Below are 16,978 nucleotides of genomic sequence, written 5' to 3' on the forward strand. Positions count from 1 at the left end.
GGAAGAGTTGAAACAGGTTGAACTTAAGTCCCAGAAAGAAAAGACACCGAACTCAGCGAAAAAAGAGGCGTCAGTTCAGGGAAAACTAACCCCTGACGAGGCTGAACATGGAATGGATAATATCCCCGTTTCTTCGGTTCCTGACGATGTGAATGCGGTTCGGAAAGAGGAATTGTTGACGAATGAGTTTCGAAATATCGATTTTCGTTTGGGCAAAGAGAAAGACGCTATTGTGACGATAGAGCTGGAGTCCAGAGCGGCCGCTGTCGATGTGCGTAAAGTAAACGGTGGTCTGGATATCGAACTGCTTAATACAAAAGTGAGTGAAGAGAACCTTTATATCGTTGATGTCAAAGACTTCTCTACGTCTGTTCAGGAAATTGAAATTTTCCGTGAAGGTTTGAATACTCGCTTACATACACGCGTGAGCGGCGATTTTATCTATGATTATCGCTTACAGAACAATTTGCTGGAGGTGGTGTTTTCTACCCCGGCACCGACTGAAGTCGAGAAGCTGAAAGAGCAAAATATTCTGGAAAAAGAAGGGAAGCTTATTTCGATCAATTTCCAGGATATCCCGGTACGGAATGTACTGCAGTTGATCGCGGATTATAACGACTTCAACCTGGTGGTCTCTGATTCGGTGGCTGGTAACCTGACGTTAAGGCTGGATGGCGTACCCTGGCAGCAGGTGCTGGACATTATTTTACAGGTGAAGGGATTGGATAAACGGGTAGATGGGAATGTTATTCTGGTTGCCCCTAAAGAGGAGTTGGATCTCAGAGAGCAGAAAGCTTTGGAAAAAGCCCGCATGGCTGAGGCTTTGGGTGACCTGAACTCAGATATTATCCAGATTAGGTACGCAAACGCTGCTGACATTGCGCAAATGATTAATGGTGAAGGTGAAAGTGGTATGCTCTCGGAGCGGGGAAGCATCTCTGTGGATGAACGGACCAACTCGCTATTGGTGAGAGAACTTCCTGATAATGCAGAGGTTATCCGGGCGCTGATTGAGTCACTGGACGTACCGGTTAAGCAGGTACAGATAGAGGCCCGTATTGTTACGATTAATGAAGGTAATATGGATGAGCTGGGGGTTCGCTGGGGCTTTAGTTCACAAAATGGCTCAGCGAGTGCTGGTGGATCAATAGAAAGTAACTTAGGTACATCAGGTAACTATATTGATCCTGGTGAAGGGCCCGTCATACTACCGCAACCTAACATGTCCGGTGAATTTGGAACCGTGGATCTTGGAAATTTCCTGAATGTGAATCTGGGCGCAACATCAGGTAATGCCTCCAGTATTGCTTTTCAGGTAGCGAAACTCGGCTCAGAAACGTTGCTGGATCTGGAACTGTCAGCTCTGCAGGCTGAATCAAAAGCGGAAATTATTTCCAGCCCACGCCTGATCACCACCAATAAAAAGCCGGCCTATATTGAACAGGGAACGGAAATCCCGTATCTCGAAGCGGCTTCCAGTGGGGCGACATCGGTATCATTTAAAAAAGCGGTGTTGAGTCTGAAAGTAACGCCGCAGATCACACCGGATAACCGTCTGGTTCTGGATTTGAGTGTGACTCAGGACCGGCCCGGACAGGTGGTAAAAGCTGGTGGTGGAGAAGCCGTGGCGATTAAAACCCAGAGGATTGGTACTCAGGTTCTGGTCAATAACGGAGAAACCGTGGTACTCGGTGGCATTTACCAGAATACCCTGACAAACAGTATCGATAAGGTGCCACTGCTAGGTGACCTCCCGGTTCTGGGGCATTTATTTAAGCGAACTTATGAAAAATTGGGTAAGAGCGAACTGCTTATTTTCGTTACACCAAAGGTAGTTATTCAATAATCCAGCAGGGGTGAGAATAAAGAGGTAAAAATAAAGTTGCAATAGTGGCACCATATCACGATAATTTCGGGTCTTATCACGAATTATCTGTGAGGAATTGGTGCCACAAACTTACCCGGCGGTTTTATGCTGGGCGTATGTTGTGGCGATGTCATTGAATTAACGTTGTAAATTTTAATGCTGAACATGGCTGATAAACGTAATATTTTCCTAGTAGGCCCTATGGGCGCAGGCAAAAGCACGATTGGTAGACACCTGGCACAACAGTTACATATGGAGTTTGTTGACTCTGATACTGTAATTGAAGAGCGCACCGGCGCTGATATCGCCTGGGTGTTTGATGTTGAAGGTGAAGACGGCTTCCGTAAGCGTGAAGAAGCTGTTATTAATGAACTGACAGAGCAACAGGGTATTGTTCTGGCAACAGGTGGTGGCTCTGTAAAGAGCAAAGAAAACCGTAACCGTCTGTCTGCCAGAGGGGTGGTGGTGTATCTTGAAACCACTATCGAAAAACAGTTAGCTCGTACTAACCGCGATAAAAAGCGTCCTCTTCTGCAAACGGACCAACCACGAGAAGTGTTGGAAAAACTGGCCGGAGAACGCAATCCTCTGTATGAAGAAGTGGCTGACTATACTGTACGTACTGATGATCAGAGTGCAAAAGTAGTGGCTAATCAGATAGTAAAACTGTTAGAAGAACACTAAGTTCAACTTGTTGGAGAGTTAACCATGGAACGGATTACGGTCGAACTTGGTGAGCGTAGCTATCCTATTTCTATCGGCGCTGGATTATTTAATGATTCAGCGCATCTTTCATCTTTGTCCCCCAATAAGAAAGTGGTAGTGATCAGTAATGTCACTGTCGCTCCTCTGTATGCAGATAAAATTGTTAATCTCATTGGGCAGTTAGGTTGTCAGGCTTCGCTTCTGGAACTTCCTGATGGTGAGCAATACAAAAATCTGGATGTATTCAATACGGTAATGAGTTACCTGATTGAGGGGAATTACAGCCGCGATGTTACCTTAATCGCTCTTGGCGGCGGTGTGATTGGTGATCTTGTAGGGTTTGCTGCGGCTTGTTATCAGCGCGGTGTTGATTTTATTCAGATTCCGACCACTCTGCTGTCTCAGGTTGACTCCTCTGTCGGAGGGAAGACCGCAGTCAATCACCCTATGGGGAAAAATATGATTGGTGCGTTCTACCAGCCGAAATCGGTAGTAATTGATACGGACTGCCTCTCTACTTTGCCGGAAAGAGAGTTTGCAGCCGGAATGGCTGAAGTCATTAAATACGGTATCATTTATGACCATGACTTCTTTGTCTGGCTGGAAGAGCATATGGAAGAGCTTTATGCTCTTGATCAACAAGCGTTGTCTTATGCTATTGCCCGTTGCTGTAGCATCAAAGCAGAAGTGGTCGCGTTAGATGAAAAAGAAGCAGGCATTCGTGCATTACTGAACCTTGGTCATACTTTTGGTCATGCTATTGAAGCAGAACTAGGGTATGGTAACTGGTTGCATGGTGAAGCGGTTTCTGCGGGCACAGTGATGGCAGCAAAAACAGCACAGCTTCAGGGACTGATCGATGAACAGCAGGTTAATCGTATCATTTCTATCCTGCAGAAAGCGAAATTGCCGGTTTATGCTCCGGATAGCATGTCGTATGATGACTTTATGCCTCATATGATGCGCGATAAGAAAGTATTATCAGGTCAGCTTCGTTTGGTTTTGCCGACAGGCATCGGTAGTGCGGAAGTGGTTTCTGATGTACCGCATGAACAGATCCGTCTGGCAATTGAAGCCTGCCGCAAGTAGTAGGTTGATTATCGACAAATAAAAACACAAAAGATCAATAGGGTTCCCGAATGAGTTTGGCGCATGAGTTACGTGTTCTGGAGATAGAATCGCAGGTAGAGCTGCTTAACCGGCTGCAATTGTTAACCCGGTTTGGTTCAAACCTGATTAATATCTCTGGTGTCCAAGGTTCGGGAAAGTCCTGGATAGCACAGCGTTATCTTGAAGCCTGGTCCCAGGATAAAAACCAGTCTTTGCTGATGTGTCATCAGAACCAGAATGATGAGCAGATGCGGGCTATCTTACTTAAACAGGTGGTATCCGACGCACTGTTTAATGAAAGTGACCCTATTGTGGAAAGCTTTGCCTACCTGATGCAGGATCGCCCGTGTGATGTCGTGATCGTTATCGATGATGCCCATCGGCTGAGTGAAAACCTGCTGGCCGAACTCTGGACTCTGGTTCTGGAGGCTCAGACTACCCCCTCCTGGACTGTCAATGTTATCCTCTTTACCTCCGGTCATGCACTTGAGCCCGTATTAACCCGGTTGAGTTATGGCCAGGAAACAAAACCGATTTCTCTGGAGATTGATCCCTTAACCGAGAAAGAAGCCGAGACGTTCAGTGAAATGCTGGTGGTGAAATATGTTACTGATGCCGGGCTGAAAAAGAAAATTCGCCAGTCAGTAAAGAAAACATCACCGTTACCGGGAGCGTTAATGGCATTAGGAGAAAGCAAGATGGAAAGAAAAATCATTATTCGTTCAATCATTGGCTCTCCGACAATCATTGCTGCTGTTGCTGCGCTATTACTGCTGTTAGTTGCCGGGGGGTATTTTTGGTTCTTTAGCCAGCCACTCCCTGAAGTAGAAACGGAAGATGCTGCTGTAGCAATGAAAGCGTCGAGTACACAAGATATGGGGACGCAAGAGCAGACGGTACTTCCTGTGGTTGAAACGACGGATGAGCCTGTTACAACGGCTAATTCTGATAAAGCGGATGACGCTGTTGACGATACTCTCTCTCTTCCTCCGGAAATTCAGGATAACGCGGACAGTGTTGGTCAGGCCGATGACGGACAGCGAGTGGTGGTACCAGCCCAGGTTGTTGATGCTCTGATTGAAGGAGATAAAGATGTCGACACCAGTGTTATCGATGATGCTGTTGCTGATGCCGGTCAGAAAGCCCGAGAACAGAGCAATATCGTTGAGGAAAAGAGTGAACCAGTAGAAGCGGCTGATCAGTCTCTGGATGTTATTCCTCCTCCTGTCATTACCTTTTCGTTTGCAAAAGACGAACTTGAGGCGGTGCCTGAGAATCACTATACGCTCCAGTTAGCTGCGTTGCTCTCTCTTGAAGAGGTGGAAGCCTTTATCAATCAACATCAGCTTAACGAGCTGGTCAGGGTGTATCCAACGGTACGTAATGATACTGAGTGGTATATTGTTACCTATCAGGATTTTCCATCCATTCAGGCTGCCAGAGATGCCCGATTGCAGCTCCCGGAAAGTGTGCAGATGTTAGAGCCGTGGGCAAAGTCTATGCGTCAGGTACACAGAGAGTTGGAATTAGCAAAATAACGCTGAGGTCAGCGGAAAAATATGTTACATTCCGCCCCTTATTTTGGTGCCGCAACTCGCGCAGTGGATAGACAGTAAGAGCAGTAGATGAAAAAACAGCGTGCCTTCTTGAAATGGGCTGGTGGTAAATACGGACTGGTAGAAAACATTAACAGTCATTTACCTCCAGCAAAAAGGCTGATAGAGCCTTTTGTTGGCGCTGGGTCGGTTTTTCTGAATACTGATTACGAAGAATATTTGCTTGCGGATATCAACCAGGATCTGATTAATCTGTATAACTTGCTGAAAGCAGAGCCGGATAAGTATATTCGCGAAGCCTGGCGTTTGTTTCAGCCGGAGTGTAACCGCAAAGAGTTTTATCTGGACATGCGCGCCCAATTCAATGCGACCAATGATATCTGGTTCCGTTCCCTTGCTTTTTTGTATATGAACCGTTTTGGCTTTAACGGGCTGTGTCGGTATAACAAAAAAGGGGGCTTTAACGTGCCTTTCGGTTCGTATAAGAAGCCATATTTCCCTGAAAAAGAGATGCTGGCCTTTGCGGAAAAAGCTCAGAAAGCGACATTCGTTTGTGAAAGCTACATTGATACCTTTGCCCGTGCAGATGAGGATAGTGTGGTGTATTGTGATCCGCCGTATGCACCATTATCCAACACGGCGAATTTTACCTCTTACGCAACAAACGGATTTACTCTGGATGATCAGGCAAATCTGGCTGAGATAGCAGAAAATACCTCCAGTCAGAAAGGGGTACCGGTACTGATTTCTAACCATGATACACTCCTGACCCGTCGTCTTTACCATGGTGCGACCCTGAATGTGGTCAAAGTAAAGCGAACGATTAGCCGTAATGGTGCCGGCCGTAATAAGGTCGATGAGCTGCTGGCTCTATTTGACCCTAATAGTGAGTCTATTTAACTGAAATTGACGTCAATCAAATCTTTCCTACTGACGACAGAATAATTAAGGTAGAATGCGGGCGAATTTTGTTCGTGTATTTATTTTGCGTAATTATCCTTGAGGTCTGGTATGAAAGATTTTCTTATTGCTCCATCCATTTTATCGGCTGATTTTGCCCGTCTTGGCGAAGATGTGGAAAAAGTGCTGCAAGCCGGTGCTGATGTGATTCATTTCGATGTGATGGATAACCACTTTGTACCTAACCTCTCATTTGGTGCGCCAATCTGTAAGGCCCTGCGTGATTACGGAATTACCGCACCTATCGATGTGCACCTGATGGTTAAGCCGGTTGACCGTATTATCCCTGATTTTGCTAAAGCCGGAGCCAGTATCATTACTGTACATGCTGATGCGACGGATCATCTGGATCGTAGCCTGCAGTTGATCAAAGAGTGTGGTTGTCAGGCGGGTGTTGTATTGAACCCGGCAACGCCACTTCATCACCTTGACTACATCATGGACAAACTGGATATGATCCTGCTTATGTCGGTTAACCCAGGCTTTGGCGGTCAGTCTTTTATTCCTTCATCTCTGAATAAACTGCGTGATATTCGTCAGCGTATTGAAGCATCAGGCCGAGATATCCGTCTTGAGGTTGACGGTGGCGTGAAGGTAGACAATATCCGTGAAATCGCTGCAGCAGGCGCAGATGTCTTTGTAGCAGGGTCTGCTATCTTCGGTCAGCCGGACTATAAAGCGGTTATTGATGAGATGCGCGCTGAGCTGGCGAAAGTGCAGAAATAAGACCGGTACCATTTCCTCTCTCATCAGGAGAGAGGATGATTGATTAGGGAAGAATGATGTCGCTAGAAAAAATCAAACTGATCGCATTTGATCTGGATGGCACGCTGCTGGACAGTGTACCGGATTTGGCTCTTGCGGTTGACCAGTCTGTTCAGGCTCTGGGGTATGAACCTGTAACTGAAGAGCAGGTTCGCGAGTGGGTTGGTAACGGAGCCGATATTCTGTTAGGTCGGGCGCTCAGCCGCAGTATTACCGTCGACCCGGCGATAGAACCGGCTTTGCAAAAGCAGGCGCGTGAACTCTTTAACCAGTTTTATGCTGACTGTGGCCATGCCTTGAGCCACCTATACCCTACGGTGACTGAAACACTGCACAAGCTGTATGACGCGGGTTATAAGCTGGCGGTTGTCACCAATAAACCGGGTACGTTTGTGCCGGAAATTTTACAACAGCATCAACTGAGTGATCTGTTTGTGGATGTGATTGGTGGTGAAGACTTTCCCCTGCGCAAACCGGATCCGATGGCGCTGAACTGGCTGCTGGATAAGCACGGTTTATCCGCGGAAGAGATGCTGATGGTCGGCGACTCTAAAAATGATGTGTTAGCGGCCAAAAATGCCAGTTGTGCCTCTTTTGCCTTAACCTATGGTTACAATCACGGCGAGCCGATAGAGAATTCAGAGCCGGACTACATTGCAGACGAAATGGCGGAACTGTTGACTCTGTTAAATGCGTAAAGAGAAAAGAATTTCAGCTTTATGGCTGGAAAAATACTCGCTAATGAGTACACTGCTTGGGTTGTCTCTCAGACAGCTACGTATTCTTTTTCAAATACTATTCTAAAGAAGTAAGGAAATTATAATCATGAGCAAACCTATAGTATTAAGTGGCGTACAGCCATCAGGTGAACTAAGTATCGGTAACTACTTAGGTGCTCTTCGTCAGTGGCATCAGATGCAGGACGATTATGATTGCCATTACTGTATTGTCGATCTTCACGCCATCACTGTCCGTCAGGACCCGAAAGCCTTGTATGAAGCGACTCTGGATGCGCTGGCTGTGTGTCTGGCTGTTGGGGTGACTCCTGAGAAAAGTACTCTGTTTGTTCAGTCTCACGTACCAGAGCATGCGCAGCTGGGCTGGGTACTGAACTGCTACACCCAGATGGGTGAGCTGAACCGTATGACTCAGTTCAAAGATAAAGCTCAGCGTTATGCGAACGATATCAATGTTGGTCTATATGATTATCCTGTACTGATGGCGGCAGATATTCTGGCTTATCAGGCTGAGCAGGTACCGGTTGGTAGCGACCAGAAGCAGCACCTTGAACTGGCACGTGATATCGCCCTGCGTTTCAATAACCTGTATGGTGACACCTTTGTGGTACCCGAACCGTATATCCCACAGGTGAATGCCCGTGTGATGAGCCTGCAGGATGCGACGAAAAAAATGTCTAAGTCAGATGACAATCGCAAGAACGTGATTACCATTCTGGAAGAGCCTAAGTCGATAACCAAGAAGATTAAGAGCGCAGTGACAGACCCGGAAGATCCACCACGCGTTATTTATGATGTGGAAAACAAGCCAGGTATCGCCAACCTGATGGGATTGATGCATGCTGCGACGGGCCAGAGCTTTGCTGACATCGAAAAAGAGTTTGAAGGCAAAATGTATGGTCACTTTAAAGTGGCTGTGGCTGAAGCCGTGGTAGCCATGCTGGAGCCTGTACAGGCTGAATACAAGCGTATTCGTGCGGACCGTGCTTATCTGGACTCTGTGATGAAGAGCGGCGCAGAAAAGGCTTCAGCCCAAGCGGCCGAAACTCTGAAGAAAGTGTATGAAGCGGTGGGTTTTGTCGCCCGTCCTTAAGTAAGCCGTACGGCAACAATATTGATTTGGTAAAGCTAGCGAGAGTGCTGGCTTTATTTTTTGCTTGCCTTTCAATAGCACTATTGGAAAAATGCCGTCAGATCTTTTTTACCCCGTCATCATCATAATGGAAGTGTCATGCTGCTTATCATCGATAACTACGACTCCTTTACCTATAACCTGTACCAGTATTTTTGCGAACTAGGCGCAGAGGTTCAGGTTGTCCGCAATGATGAAATCGATATAGAGGGCATTGAGGCACTAAACCCGACTCATCTGGTGATTTCTCCCGGGCCATGTACTCCGAATGAAGCCGGGATTTCTCTGGAGGCGATTAAGCACTTTGCCGGTAAGCTGCCAATTCTTGGTGTCTGTCTGGGGCATCAGGCCATTGCTCAGGTTTTCGGTGGTGAAGTGGTCCGCGCCCGACAGGTGATGCATGGAAAAACCGCTCCAGTGACTCATACGGGTAGCAGCGTCTTCAAAGCGTTAAATAACCCACTTACCGTAACCCGTTATCACTCTCTGGTGGTCAAAGCCGATTCGTTACCAGACTGCTTTGAACTGACCGCCTGGACCGAGCTACCGGATGGCAGTATGGATGAAATCATGGGGTATCAGCATAAAACCCTGCCTATTGACGCGGTGCAGTTTCATCCAGAATCGATAAAAACAGAACAGGGGCATGAACTGTTGGCTAACTTCTTAAACAGAAGGGGCCGTTAAAACAAAATTAGCTGAATCTGCTTGTTACCACCCGGCTATCATCCGTTTATTTTTTCCTTTTTATTCTGCACTTTTTTATGAATTTTTTTTCATAGACTGGTTTTTTTTATCCACTCCTATTGCTTTTGTTTGCTTTTTTATGTCTCATAAGTGAATAAATAGTCATAAGGTCGGTGTTGTTTGCACTGCAAAAACGGCCTTTATCTATTGAAATCATTAATAAATGGTAAATACTAATTAAGATACCCACAAAACGGGGAGAGATGACAATGGAAAATAAGGTCGAGCGGAGCTGGTTTGATGAAGTAATGGTGCCTTGCTACAGCCCAATGGAGATGATACCGGTTGAAGGTAAAGGATCGCGAATCTGGGATCAGGAAGGTAAAGAGTACATCGACTTCGCCGGGGGCATCGCGGTAAGTTGCCTTGGACACTGTCATCCCGTTATGGTGAATGCCATTACTGAACAGGCGAATAAGATCTGGCATGTCAGCAATGTGATGACGAACGAACCTGCATTGCGTTTGGCTCGTAAGCTAACGGAACTTACTTTTGCCGATAAGGTGTTCTTTGCTAATTCCGGTGCCGAAGCCAATGAAGCGGCATTTAAGCTGGCTCGCCGGGTGGCCGCTGAACGTTATGGTGAAGAAAAATCTGAGATCATCGCCTTTAAGCAGGGCTTTCACGGCCGGACATTTTTCACCGTTACTGTCGGTGGACAGAGTGCCTATTCTGATGGTTTTGGTCCTAAGCCGGGTAATGTTACTCACCTTGATTATAATGATATTGAAGCACTAAAAGCGCATATCTCCGATAAGACCTGTGCGGTAGTGATGGAGCCTTTGCAGGGTGAGGGTGGCATTGTTTCCCCTGTTCCTGATTTTGCCCAGGCGGTGCGCGAGTTGTGTGATGAACATAACGCATTGCTAATTTTTGATGAAGTGCAGACGGGTAATGGCCGAACCGGTAACTTGTATGCATACGAAGGTTTAGGCGTCACGCCGGATATCCTGAGTACGGCAAAATCGCTGGGCGGCGGTTTCCCTATCGGCGCGATGCTGACGACCGATGAATTGGCTTCTCACATGCAAGTGGGTACTCATGGGTCAACATACGGCGGTAACCCACTGGCTTGCGCGGTAGCGGAAGCGGTTCTGGATGAAATAAGCAAGCCGGAAACGCTGAATGGTGTGCTGGAAAGAGAAATCCTGTTCCGTGAAGGGCTGGCGGAGATCAACAGTAAATACAGTATCTTCAGTGAAATCCGTGGTGAAGGATTATTACTGGGGGCGGCGATGAACGAAGAGTGGCAGGGAAGAGCCAAGGATGTGCTGGCTGCGGCAGGGAAAGAAGGCCTGATGGTGCTGGTTGCAGGCGCGAATGTGGTGCGCTTTACCCCTTCTCTGGTGATCGCCAAAGACGATATTAAAGAAGGACTGGCGAGACTGGATAAAGCGATTGCTTCGATTGTCTAATAGTACAAGTAAGAGGCCGGAAACAAGATCGCTTCGCTACTAGAGACGATAAAAGAACAACCCTTGTCTCTAGTCTCTAGTCCTTCGTTTAAAAGGAGGAGTTGCGATGCTTGTTGTTCGACCTATTGAAAAAACCGATTATCCGGCTCTTCGGGTGTGTGCTGAAGAGTCGGGGCATGGGTTCACTTCGCTTCCGGTGAATGAAGAGCTGCTGACTAACCGGATCAATCATTCCGTCGATAGCTTCACAAAAGGGGGAGTGACCGAACCGGAAGGTGAAACCTACCTGATGGTCGGGGTGGACACTGAAACTGGTGAAGTTGCAGGTACGACCGCTATTGAGTCTTCCGTCGGACTGGATCTTCCTTTCTATACCTATCATATCAGTACCATCGTACATTCCTCGAAACGCCTTGGCGTACACAATAAAGTTCAGGTCCTGACTCTGGGGAATAACTACACCGGATGCAGTGAAGTATGCACCCTGTTTCTTCGCCCGTCTTTTCGTGGGGGACTGAACGGTAAACTGATGTCACTGTGCCGTTTTCTGATGATAGCAGAACACCCGCAGCGTTTTTCCGAGACCGTATTTGCTGAGATGCGCGGTGTCTCTGATGAAGAAGGAAACTCCCCTTTCTGGCAATGGTTGCAGCAGCATTTCTTCTCTATCGATTTCACCATGGCAGACTACCTTACCGGCATAGGTAAAAAGGGTTTTATCGCCGACCTGATGCCTAAATTGCCAATCTACGTCAACCTGCTTAGCCCTGAAGCTCAGGCGGTGATTGGTCAGGTGCATGAGAAGACCATTCCGGCACTGAAACTGTTGGAGAAAGAAGGCTTCACCTGTCGTAATTATATCGATATTTTTGATGCCGGGCCGACGGTGGAGTGTGACGTTAAAAATATCCATTCGGCACGGGATTCGTTCCGGGCCAAAGTCCGGGTAAGCGAACACAGCAGTTCGCAGGATTATCTGATTATCAACACTTCATTTGAACATTTCAGAGGCACGGCTGCGAAAGCCGCCTATGATCAGGAGGACGGTACCGTTATTCTGGCTCAGGATGTCGCAGATGCTCTGGAAGTGGCGGATGACGATCCGGTTCGGATCCTTGCTTTGTAAACTCTGACTCAGGAGGGATGGCATTATGACTGAGAGGATTACTTGCCAGTGGATAGCGGGTCAGTGGGTCACCGGCCTTGGAGAGCCGATGAGGTCTGAGACTCCTTACGATAATCAATTGCTCTGGACTGGCCGGAGTGCAACGGCAGAACAGGTCGAACAGGCGGTACAAGCGGCGCGCAATGCATTTCTTACCTGGAAATTGAAGAGTGTTGCTGAACGAGAAGCGGTTGTGCTGGCGTTTGCTGAGCAGGTGAAAGAGAACCGTGCAGCTCTGGCCGAGGTCATTGCGAAAGAAACCGGAAAACCGCTTTGGGAAACGAAAACGGAGGCGGCGGCTGTCGCCGGAAAGGTCGAGATATCTATCCGGGCTTATCACGAAAGAACCGGAGAAAGGCAGAGAGACGCTGCGGGTACTCAGATGACGCTGCGCCACCGGCCTCTGGGCGTAATGGCGGTATTCGGTCCCTACAATTTTCCGGCTCATTTACCAAACGGGCATATGGTGCCGGCTCTGCTGGCGGGCAACAGCGTCGTCTACAAGCCTTCCGAACAGACCCCTTGTACTGCTGAATTTGTCATGAAGCTTTGGGAGAAGGCCGGGTTGCCGTCCGGGGTGATCAATCTGGTACAGGGAGGATCCGAGACTGGTAAAGCACTGGCGCAGTCTGCGGGTATTGATGGCCTGCTGTTTACCGGAAGCGAGAATACGGGGCATTTGTTGCATCGTCAGTTTGCCGGCCAGCCGGAGAAAATGCTGGCTCTGGAAATGGGAGGGAATAACCCTCTGGTGGTGTCTGAGCTGTATGGCGATATGAAGGCGGCCGTATACGCGATTATCCAGTCCGCGTTTTTAAGTGGCGGGCAGCGTTGTACCTGTGCCCGTCGTCTTTATGTACCGGTCGGTGATAAGGGCGATCAACTGGTGGAGAAACTGATTCAGGCGATCAAGATGATCAAGGTGGATCATCCTTTTGCCGATCCTCAGCCTTTCATGGGCCCATTGATCTCGAAAGCTGCGGTGCAGCAGATTCTGAATGCTCAGTCTCATTTGCTGTCTCTTGGCGGTAAGGCTTTGGTAGAGGCTCAAGTGGGTAAAGCAGCATTTGTATCCCCCGGATTGATTGACGCTACAGAAATAGCGAACCTGCCTGATCAGGAATATTTTGGCCCACTGTTGCAACTGATACGTTACCCGGCGAATGGAGAGTATTGCCCAATCGAATCCGCCGTGGACATGGCGAACTCGACCCGGTTTGGCTTATCTGCCGGTCTGATTTCTACCGATGATAGTGAGTGGGAATATTTTCTTCAGCACATTCGTGCCGGTATCATAAACCGGAACCGTCAACTGACCGGGGCCAGCAGTGATGCGCCATTCGGTGGTCCGGGTGCTTCGGGTAACCTGCGGCCAAGTGCTTACTATGCGGCGGATTACTGTGCTTATCCTGTGGCTTCAATGGAAGGTAGTACTCCTGAACTCCCCGCGACACTGAGTCCGGGTATCGAGATCGAATAATGAGGAGGGGAACATGACCCCATCACTGTTATTGCAACGTTTATGGGATGACTACACTCGTCGTCTCTGCCCTTCAGCGCAAAAAGTTCATGATGTGCTGCAAGAGGATGAGCCACTGATTAACGACCATATCGCTTTAAGAACCTTTTCTCTCGCACCTCTTGGCATTCAAGTGCTGGCAGATCCTTTTCTGCAATTGGGGTATCAGGAGCGGGGAGATTACCGGTTTGACAGTAAGAAACTGACCGCCAAACACTACGAGCACCCGGATCCAAAGCAGCCAAAGGTTTTTATCAGTCAGCTGGAAGTTGGGTTGTGCTCTGATGAATTGCAGTCCATAGTCACCAGGCTGGTGGAACAAATTGCGGCAGAGAAGCTCACCGGTTATGACTTTCTTTGTGGAGGACCTTTGTGGGAGGTCAGTTACCAGGACTATCTGACTCTGTCTGAGGAAAGCGAATATGCGGCCTGGTTGGCGGCGCACGGCTTCGGTGCTAATCACTTTACCGTAAGCGTGAATCAGTTGTGCCGTTTTGAAACAGTAAAGGCGGTCAATGATCATCTGCGTCAGGCCGGGTTTGTGATTAATGAGTCCGGAGGCGAAGTAAAAGGCTCTCCTGATGTGCTTCTGGAGCAGTCTTCGACCATGGCGGATAGTGTTCCGGTTTTATTCAGTGATGGCGAGCACAGGATACCTGGTGGCTTTTATGAGTTTGCACTACGCTATCCTATGTTGAACGGCCAGCTCTATCAGGGGTTTGTGGCTGCTTCTGCCGATAAAATCTTTGAAAGTACCAATAAGAGCTAAGGTGTATCACGCCTTAGCTCGCAGGGCTTATTCAAGCCCCAGATCTAACGGGGTTTTACTTGGCTTACCGGCTTCTTCCCGGGTTAGTTTCGGCACCATATAGCCGGAGACCCGGGTCATGACCTCGCGCATAATGGCTTTGGCTTCTTCATCACTGACATAGAAGTGGGCGGCTCCCTGCACCTTATCCAGCACATGCAGGTAATAAGGCTGAACACCCGTATCAAACAGGGTCTCATTCAGTGCTATTTGCGCTTCTACATTATCATTGACACCTTTTAGCAGCACGCTCTGGTTCAGCAATGTCACACCTGCCCGCTTGAGTTGTTGTAAGGCGTCAGTGAGCGAGGTGTCGATTTCATTCGCATGGTTGATATGGGTGATCAGCACAACCTTAAGCCGGGTAGTCTGTAGCAGGTCACATAGTTTCTGGGTGACTCTGGACGGAATAACAACCGGTAACCGGGTGTGTATACGCAGCCGCTTAATATGCTCGATCTGTTCCAGCTGTTCTATCAGCCATTGTAGTTCATGATCCTTAGCCATCAGTGGGTCACCACCGGACAGGATCACCTCATTTAACTCTGTATGCTGTTCAATATAGTTCAGGCTATGCTGCCAGACCGTTTTGGAGCCTTTGTTGTCGCTATAGGGAAAGTGGCGTCTGAAGCAGTAGCGGCAGTTGATGGCACAGCCACCTTTCAGGATCAGCAGGGCCCGGTTTCGGTATTTATGCAGCAGGCCGGGCTGTTCATTATCCTGCTCTTCAAGAGGATCGGCCGAATAGCCAGGATGAAACTCAAGTTCTTCATTGACCGGCAGAACCTGACACAGCAAAGGATCGTGGATATTACCTTTTTCCATCCGGTCGATAAAAGGTTGAGGTACACGCTGAGCAAACAGCTTTCTTGCCGCAAAGCGTTGCTCTTCAATGGGTTGCGGCCATTGTTCCGGCGGAATGTCGAGTTGATTTAATAATTTCTCGGGATCGGAGATCGCACTTGCCAGATCATTGAGCCAGTTTTGCTCAACAGAGACGGGTTTTCGGGTTATGATATGCGACATTAAAATTTAGCTCGAATAATAGTAAGAGGAAACAATGGCTACAGTTAGCACTAATGAATTTAAAAGCGGCCTTAAGTTAATGCTTGATAATGAGCCGTGCGTTATTCTGGAAAACGAATACGTTAAGCCAGGTAAAGGTCAGGCGTTTAACCGCGTTAAAATTCGTAAACTACTGTCAGGCAAAGTACTAGAGAAGACCTTTAAGTCTGGTGAAACTTGTGAAGTTGCAGACGTAATGGATATCGATCTAGATTACCTATACACAGACGGCGAATTCTATCACTTTATGGATGCAGAAACATTCGAACAGATTGCTGCGGATGCAAAAGCCGTTGGTGATACTGCGAAGTGGCTGGTAGAAAACAACACTTGTATGATTACACTTTGGAACGGTAACCCAATCACAGTGACGCCGCCAAACTTTGTTGAGCTGGAAGTTATTGAAACGGATCCGGGCCTGAAAGGCGATACTCAGGGTACTGGCGGTAAGCCGGCGACACTGTCAACCGGTGCTGTAGTACGTGTTCCGCTATTTATCCAGATCGGTGAAGTTATCAAGGTTGATACCCGTTCTGCTGAATATGTAGGCCGAGTGAAGTAAGGTCAGAAAGACTGATTCACCATATAAGACGCGATATAAAGAAAAGGCTGAAAGAAGAAATTCTTTCAGCCTTTTTTGTCACTGTCATCTTTTAACGATATGGCTAGATCATGCAGACAAATACCACACCCAGCAGGGAAATAAAGCCAGCGGTAAAGTAACAGATGACTTTGCCTAAGGTTCCCGCGTGGATTTTAAGGTCGTGCATGCCGTGGTGAACACGGTGCATGGCGTGCCAGATTGGCAGAGCCAGTGTTGCTATCACGAATAGCCCACCAATGATGCTGGTGGCGAATTCGGATACGCGCTCATAGCTCATCGCTTCTGAGTCAATCACACCTAATGGGACCAGAATACCGAGTACCAGAATGGTTACCGGGGAGATCATTGCAAACCAGGTACCGCCCGCGCCAAATAGTCCCCACCATACAGGCTCTTCTGAACGTTTTGGATGTTTATCAACCACAATAAGCTCCTTCCTATACAATGATGAGAACAATCAGCGAGATTGCTGCTACCGCAGCCCACTGACTCAGGATAATGATTTTTTTGTCTATCAGTTTGCCCTTCAGTCTGATCGGCATTACCTGAGGCATCATGCCAAAGAAGGTGTAAGCGTGGAACAGACTGGCCAGCAGAGCGAGGATATCAATGGCGATGATAACCGGGTTGGCCATAAAATCCAGCCATCCCTGCCATGCTTCCGGTCCTTTGACCAATGCGCCTAAGCCGAAGGTAAGGTATAAAGTAAACAGTATCAGAGGCAGTACGGTAGCTTCCCTCAGCATATACATGCGGTAAAAGTTATGCTTCTGCCACCAGGTTGCTTTCATCTCGCGAACATAAGGTTTTCGGTTACTCATCC

The 16,978-nt window shown here is 47.9% G+C and carries 17 protein-coding genes; 14 read left to right on the forward strand and 3 right to left on the reverse strand.

Annotated features, from left to right (window positions below; translation table 11 throughout):
* The first annotated feature begins 112 nt into the window (after positions 1-112).
* The 13 genes from DI392_RS12520 to DI392_RS12580 all read left to right on the forward strand — a co-directional run bounded on the left by DI392_RS12520 (position 113) and on the right by DI392_RS12580 (position 14,447).
* A complete protein-coding gene (locus tag DI392_RS12520; protein WP_109320297.1) occupies positions 113-1,846 on the forward strand; it encodes a type IV pilus secretin PilQ in 1,734 nt (577 codons plus the stop codon).
* Positions 1,847-2,032: 186 nt separating this feature from the next.
* Positions 2,033-2,551: a shikimate kinase AroK gene (gene aroK / locus DI392_RS12525; RefSeq protein ID WP_109320298.1), complete on the forward strand. Its 519-nt coding sequence runs from the start codon at positions 2,033-2,035 to the stop codon at positions 2,549-2,551.
* Between the two features lie 24 nt (positions 2,552-2,575).
* Positions 2,576-3,661, forward strand: coding sequence for a 3-dehydroquinate synthase (gene aroB, locus DI392_RS12530; RefSeq protein ID WP_109320239.1), 1,086 nt, complete (start codon positions 2,576-2,578; stop codon positions 3,659-3,661).
* A gap of 50 nt (positions 3,662-3,711) precedes the next feature.
* Complete coding sequence (locus DI392_RS12535) at positions 3,712-5,220, forward strand: AAA family ATPase (protein WP_109320240.1); 1,509 nt, start codon at positions 3,712-3,714, stop codon at positions 5,218-5,220.
* An 87-nt stretch (positions 5,221-5,307) separates the two neighbouring features.
* Positions 5,308-6,138 carry a Dam family site-specific DNA-(adenine-N6)-methyltransferase gene (locus DI392_RS12540; protein WP_109320241.1) on the forward strand — a complete coding sequence of 277 codons (831 nt, stop codon included), beginning with the start codon at positions 5,308-5,310 and terminating at the stop codon, positions 6,136-6,138.
* A gap of 111 nt (positions 6,139-6,249) precedes the next feature.
* A complete protein-coding gene (rpe, locus tag DI392_RS12545) occupies positions 6,250-6,924 on the forward strand; it encodes a ribulose-phosphate 3-epimerase (RefSeq protein ID WP_109320242.1) in 675 nt (224 codons plus the stop codon).
* Between the two features lie 56 nt (positions 6,925-6,980).
* On the forward strand, positions 6,981-7,661 hold the full coding sequence (locus DI392_RS12550) for a phosphoglycolate phosphatase (RefSeq protein WP_109320299.1): 681 nt from the start codon (positions 6,981-6,983) through the stop codon (positions 7,659-7,661).
* A gap of 127 nt (positions 7,662-7,788) precedes the next feature.
* Positions 7,789-8,793 carry a tryptophan--tRNA ligase gene (trpS, locus tag DI392_RS12555; protein ID WP_109320243.1) on the forward strand — a complete coding sequence of 335 codons (1,005 nt, stop codon included), beginning with the start codon at positions 7,789-7,791 and terminating at the stop codon, positions 8,791-8,793.
* 138 nt (positions 8,794-8,931) lie between these two features.
* Complete coding sequence (locus DI392_RS12560; protein ID WP_109320244.1) at positions 8,932-9,519, forward strand: aminodeoxychorismate/anthranilate synthase component II; 588 nt, start codon at positions 8,932-8,934, stop codon at positions 9,517-9,519.
* 263 nt (positions 9,520-9,782) lie between these two features.
* The gene (locus DI392_RS12565; protein WP_109320245.1) at positions 9,783-10,994 is read left to right on the forward strand and encodes an aspartate aminotransferase family protein; all 1,212 of its coding nucleotides are present in this window, start codon (positions 9,783-9,785) and stop codon (positions 10,992-10,994) included.
* A gap of 106 nt (positions 10,995-11,100) precedes the next feature.
* Positions 11,101-12,120: an arginine N-succinyltransferase gene (gene astA, locus DI392_RS12570; RefSeq protein ID WP_109320246.1), complete on the forward strand. Its 1,020-nt coding sequence runs from the start codon at positions 11,101-11,103 to the stop codon at positions 12,118-12,120.
* Positions 12,121-12,145: 25 nt separating this feature from the next.
* Positions 12,146-13,639 (forward strand): succinylglutamate-semialdehyde dehydrogenase, encoded by a 1,494-nt coding sequence (gene astD / locus DI392_RS12575; RefSeq protein WP_109320247.1) that lies wholly within the window; start codon positions 12,146-12,148, stop codon positions 13,637-13,639.
* A 13-nt stretch (positions 13,640-13,652) separates the two neighbouring features.
* Complete coding sequence (locus DI392_RS12580) at positions 13,653-14,447, forward strand: DUF1338 domain-containing protein (RefSeq protein ID WP_109320248.1); 795 nt, start codon at positions 13,653-13,655, stop codon at positions 14,445-14,447.
* Positions 14,448-14,474: 27 nt separating this feature from the next.
* On the opposite strand, the gene epmB is transcribed toward DI392_RS12580, so the two are convergent.
* Entirely contained in the window at positions 14,475-15,512 is a 1,038-nt protein-coding gene (gene epmB, locus DI392_RS12585) for an EF-P beta-lysylation protein EpmB (RefSeq protein WP_109320249.1), read from the reverse strand.
* 34 nt (positions 15,513-15,546) lie between these two features.
* On the opposite strand from epmB, the gene efp reads away from it, so the two are divergent.
* The gene (efp, locus tag DI392_RS12590; RefSeq protein ID WP_109320250.1) at positions 15,547-16,113 is read left to right on the forward strand and encodes an elongation factor P; all 567 of its coding nucleotides are present in this window, start codon (positions 15,547-15,549) and stop codon (positions 16,111-16,113) included.
* A gap of 103 nt (positions 16,114-16,216) precedes the next feature.
* Here efp and frdD read toward each other — a convergent pair whose 3' ends face one another.
* Positions 16,217-16,600: a fumarate reductase subunit FrdD gene (gene frdD / locus DI392_RS12595; RefSeq protein WP_181388421.1), complete on the reverse strand. Its 384-nt coding sequence runs from the start codon at positions 16,598-16,600 to the stop codon at positions 16,217-16,219.
* Complete coding sequence (gene frdC, locus DI392_RS12600; RefSeq protein WP_109320251.1) at positions 16,593-16,976, reverse strand: fumarate reductase subunit FrdC; 384 nt, start codon at positions 16,974-16,976, stop codon at positions 16,593-16,595. The genes frdD and frdC overlap by 8 nt, the downstream gene beginning before the upstream one ends.
* Between the last annotated feature and the right edge of the window lie 2 nt (positions 16,977-16,978).

Source organism: Vibrio albus (assembly GCF_003144035.1).
Lineage (GTDB): Bacteria > Pseudomonadota > Gammaproteobacteria > Enterobacterales > Vibrionaceae > Vibrio > Vibrio albus.

What these genes read in the sequence shown, in the direction of transcription:
- DI392_RS12520 (WP_109320297.1), top strand. Translation starts at nt 113, where the DNA reads ATGGATAATATCCCCGTTTCTTCGGTTCCTGACGATGTGAATGCGGTT.
- aroK (WP_109320298.1), top strand. Translation starts at nt 2,033, where the DNA reads ATGGCTGATAAACGTAATATTTTCCTAGTAGGCCCTATGGGCGCAGGC.
- aroB (WP_109320239.1), top strand. Translation starts at nt 2,576, where the DNA reads ATGGAACGGATTACGGTCGAACTTGGTGAGCGTAGCTATCCTATTTCT.
- DI392_RS12535 (WP_109320240.1), top strand. Translation starts at nt 3,712, where the DNA reads ATGAGTTTGGCGCATGAGTTACGTGTTCTGGAGATAGAATCGCAGGTA.
- DI392_RS12540 (WP_109320241.1), top strand. Translation starts at nt 5,308, where the DNA reads ATGAAAAAACAGCGTGCCTTCTTGAAATGGGCTGGTGGTAAATACGGA.
- rpe (WP_109320242.1), top strand. Translation starts at nt 6,250, where the DNA reads ATGAAAGATTTTCTTATTGCTCCATCCATTTTATCGGCTGATTTTGCC.
- DI392_RS12550 (WP_109320299.1), top strand. Translation starts at nt 6,981, where the DNA reads ATGTCGCTAGAAAAAATCAAACTGATCGCATTTGATCTGGATGGCACG.
- trpS (WP_109320243.1), top strand. Translation starts at nt 7,789, where the DNA reads ATGAGCAAACCTATAGTATTAAGTGGCGTACAGCCATCAGGTGAACTA.
- DI392_RS12560 (WP_109320244.1), top strand. Translation starts at nt 8,932, where the DNA reads ATGCTGCTTATCATCGATAACTACGACTCCTTTACCTATAACCTGTAC.
- DI392_RS12565 (WP_109320245.1), top strand. Translation starts at nt 9,783, where the DNA reads ATGACAATGGAAAATAAGGTCGAGCGGAGCTGGTTTGATGAAGTAATG.
- astA (WP_109320246.1), top strand. Translation starts at nt 11,101, where the DNA reads ATGCTTGTTGTTCGACCTATTGAAAAAACCGATTATCCGGCTCTTCGG.
- astD (WP_109320247.1), top strand. Translation starts at nt 12,146, where the DNA reads ATGACTGAGAGGATTACTTGCCAGTGGATAGCGGGTCAGTGGGTCACC.
- DI392_RS12580 (WP_109320248.1), top strand. Translation starts at nt 13,653, where the DNA reads ATGACCCCATCACTGTTATTGCAACGTTTATGGGATGACTACACTCGT.
- epmB (WP_109320249.1), bottom strand. Translation starts at nt 15,512, where the DNA reads ATGTCGCATATCATAACCCGAAAACCCGTCTCTGTTGAGCAAAACTGG.
- efp (WP_109320250.1), top strand. Translation starts at nt 15,547, where the DNA reads ATGGCTACAGTTAGCACTAATGAATTTAAAAGCGGCCTTAAGTTAATG.
- frdC (WP_109320251.1), bottom strand. Translation starts at nt 16,976, where the DNA reads ATGAGTAACCGAAAACCTTATGTTCGCGAGATGAAAGCAACCTGGTGG.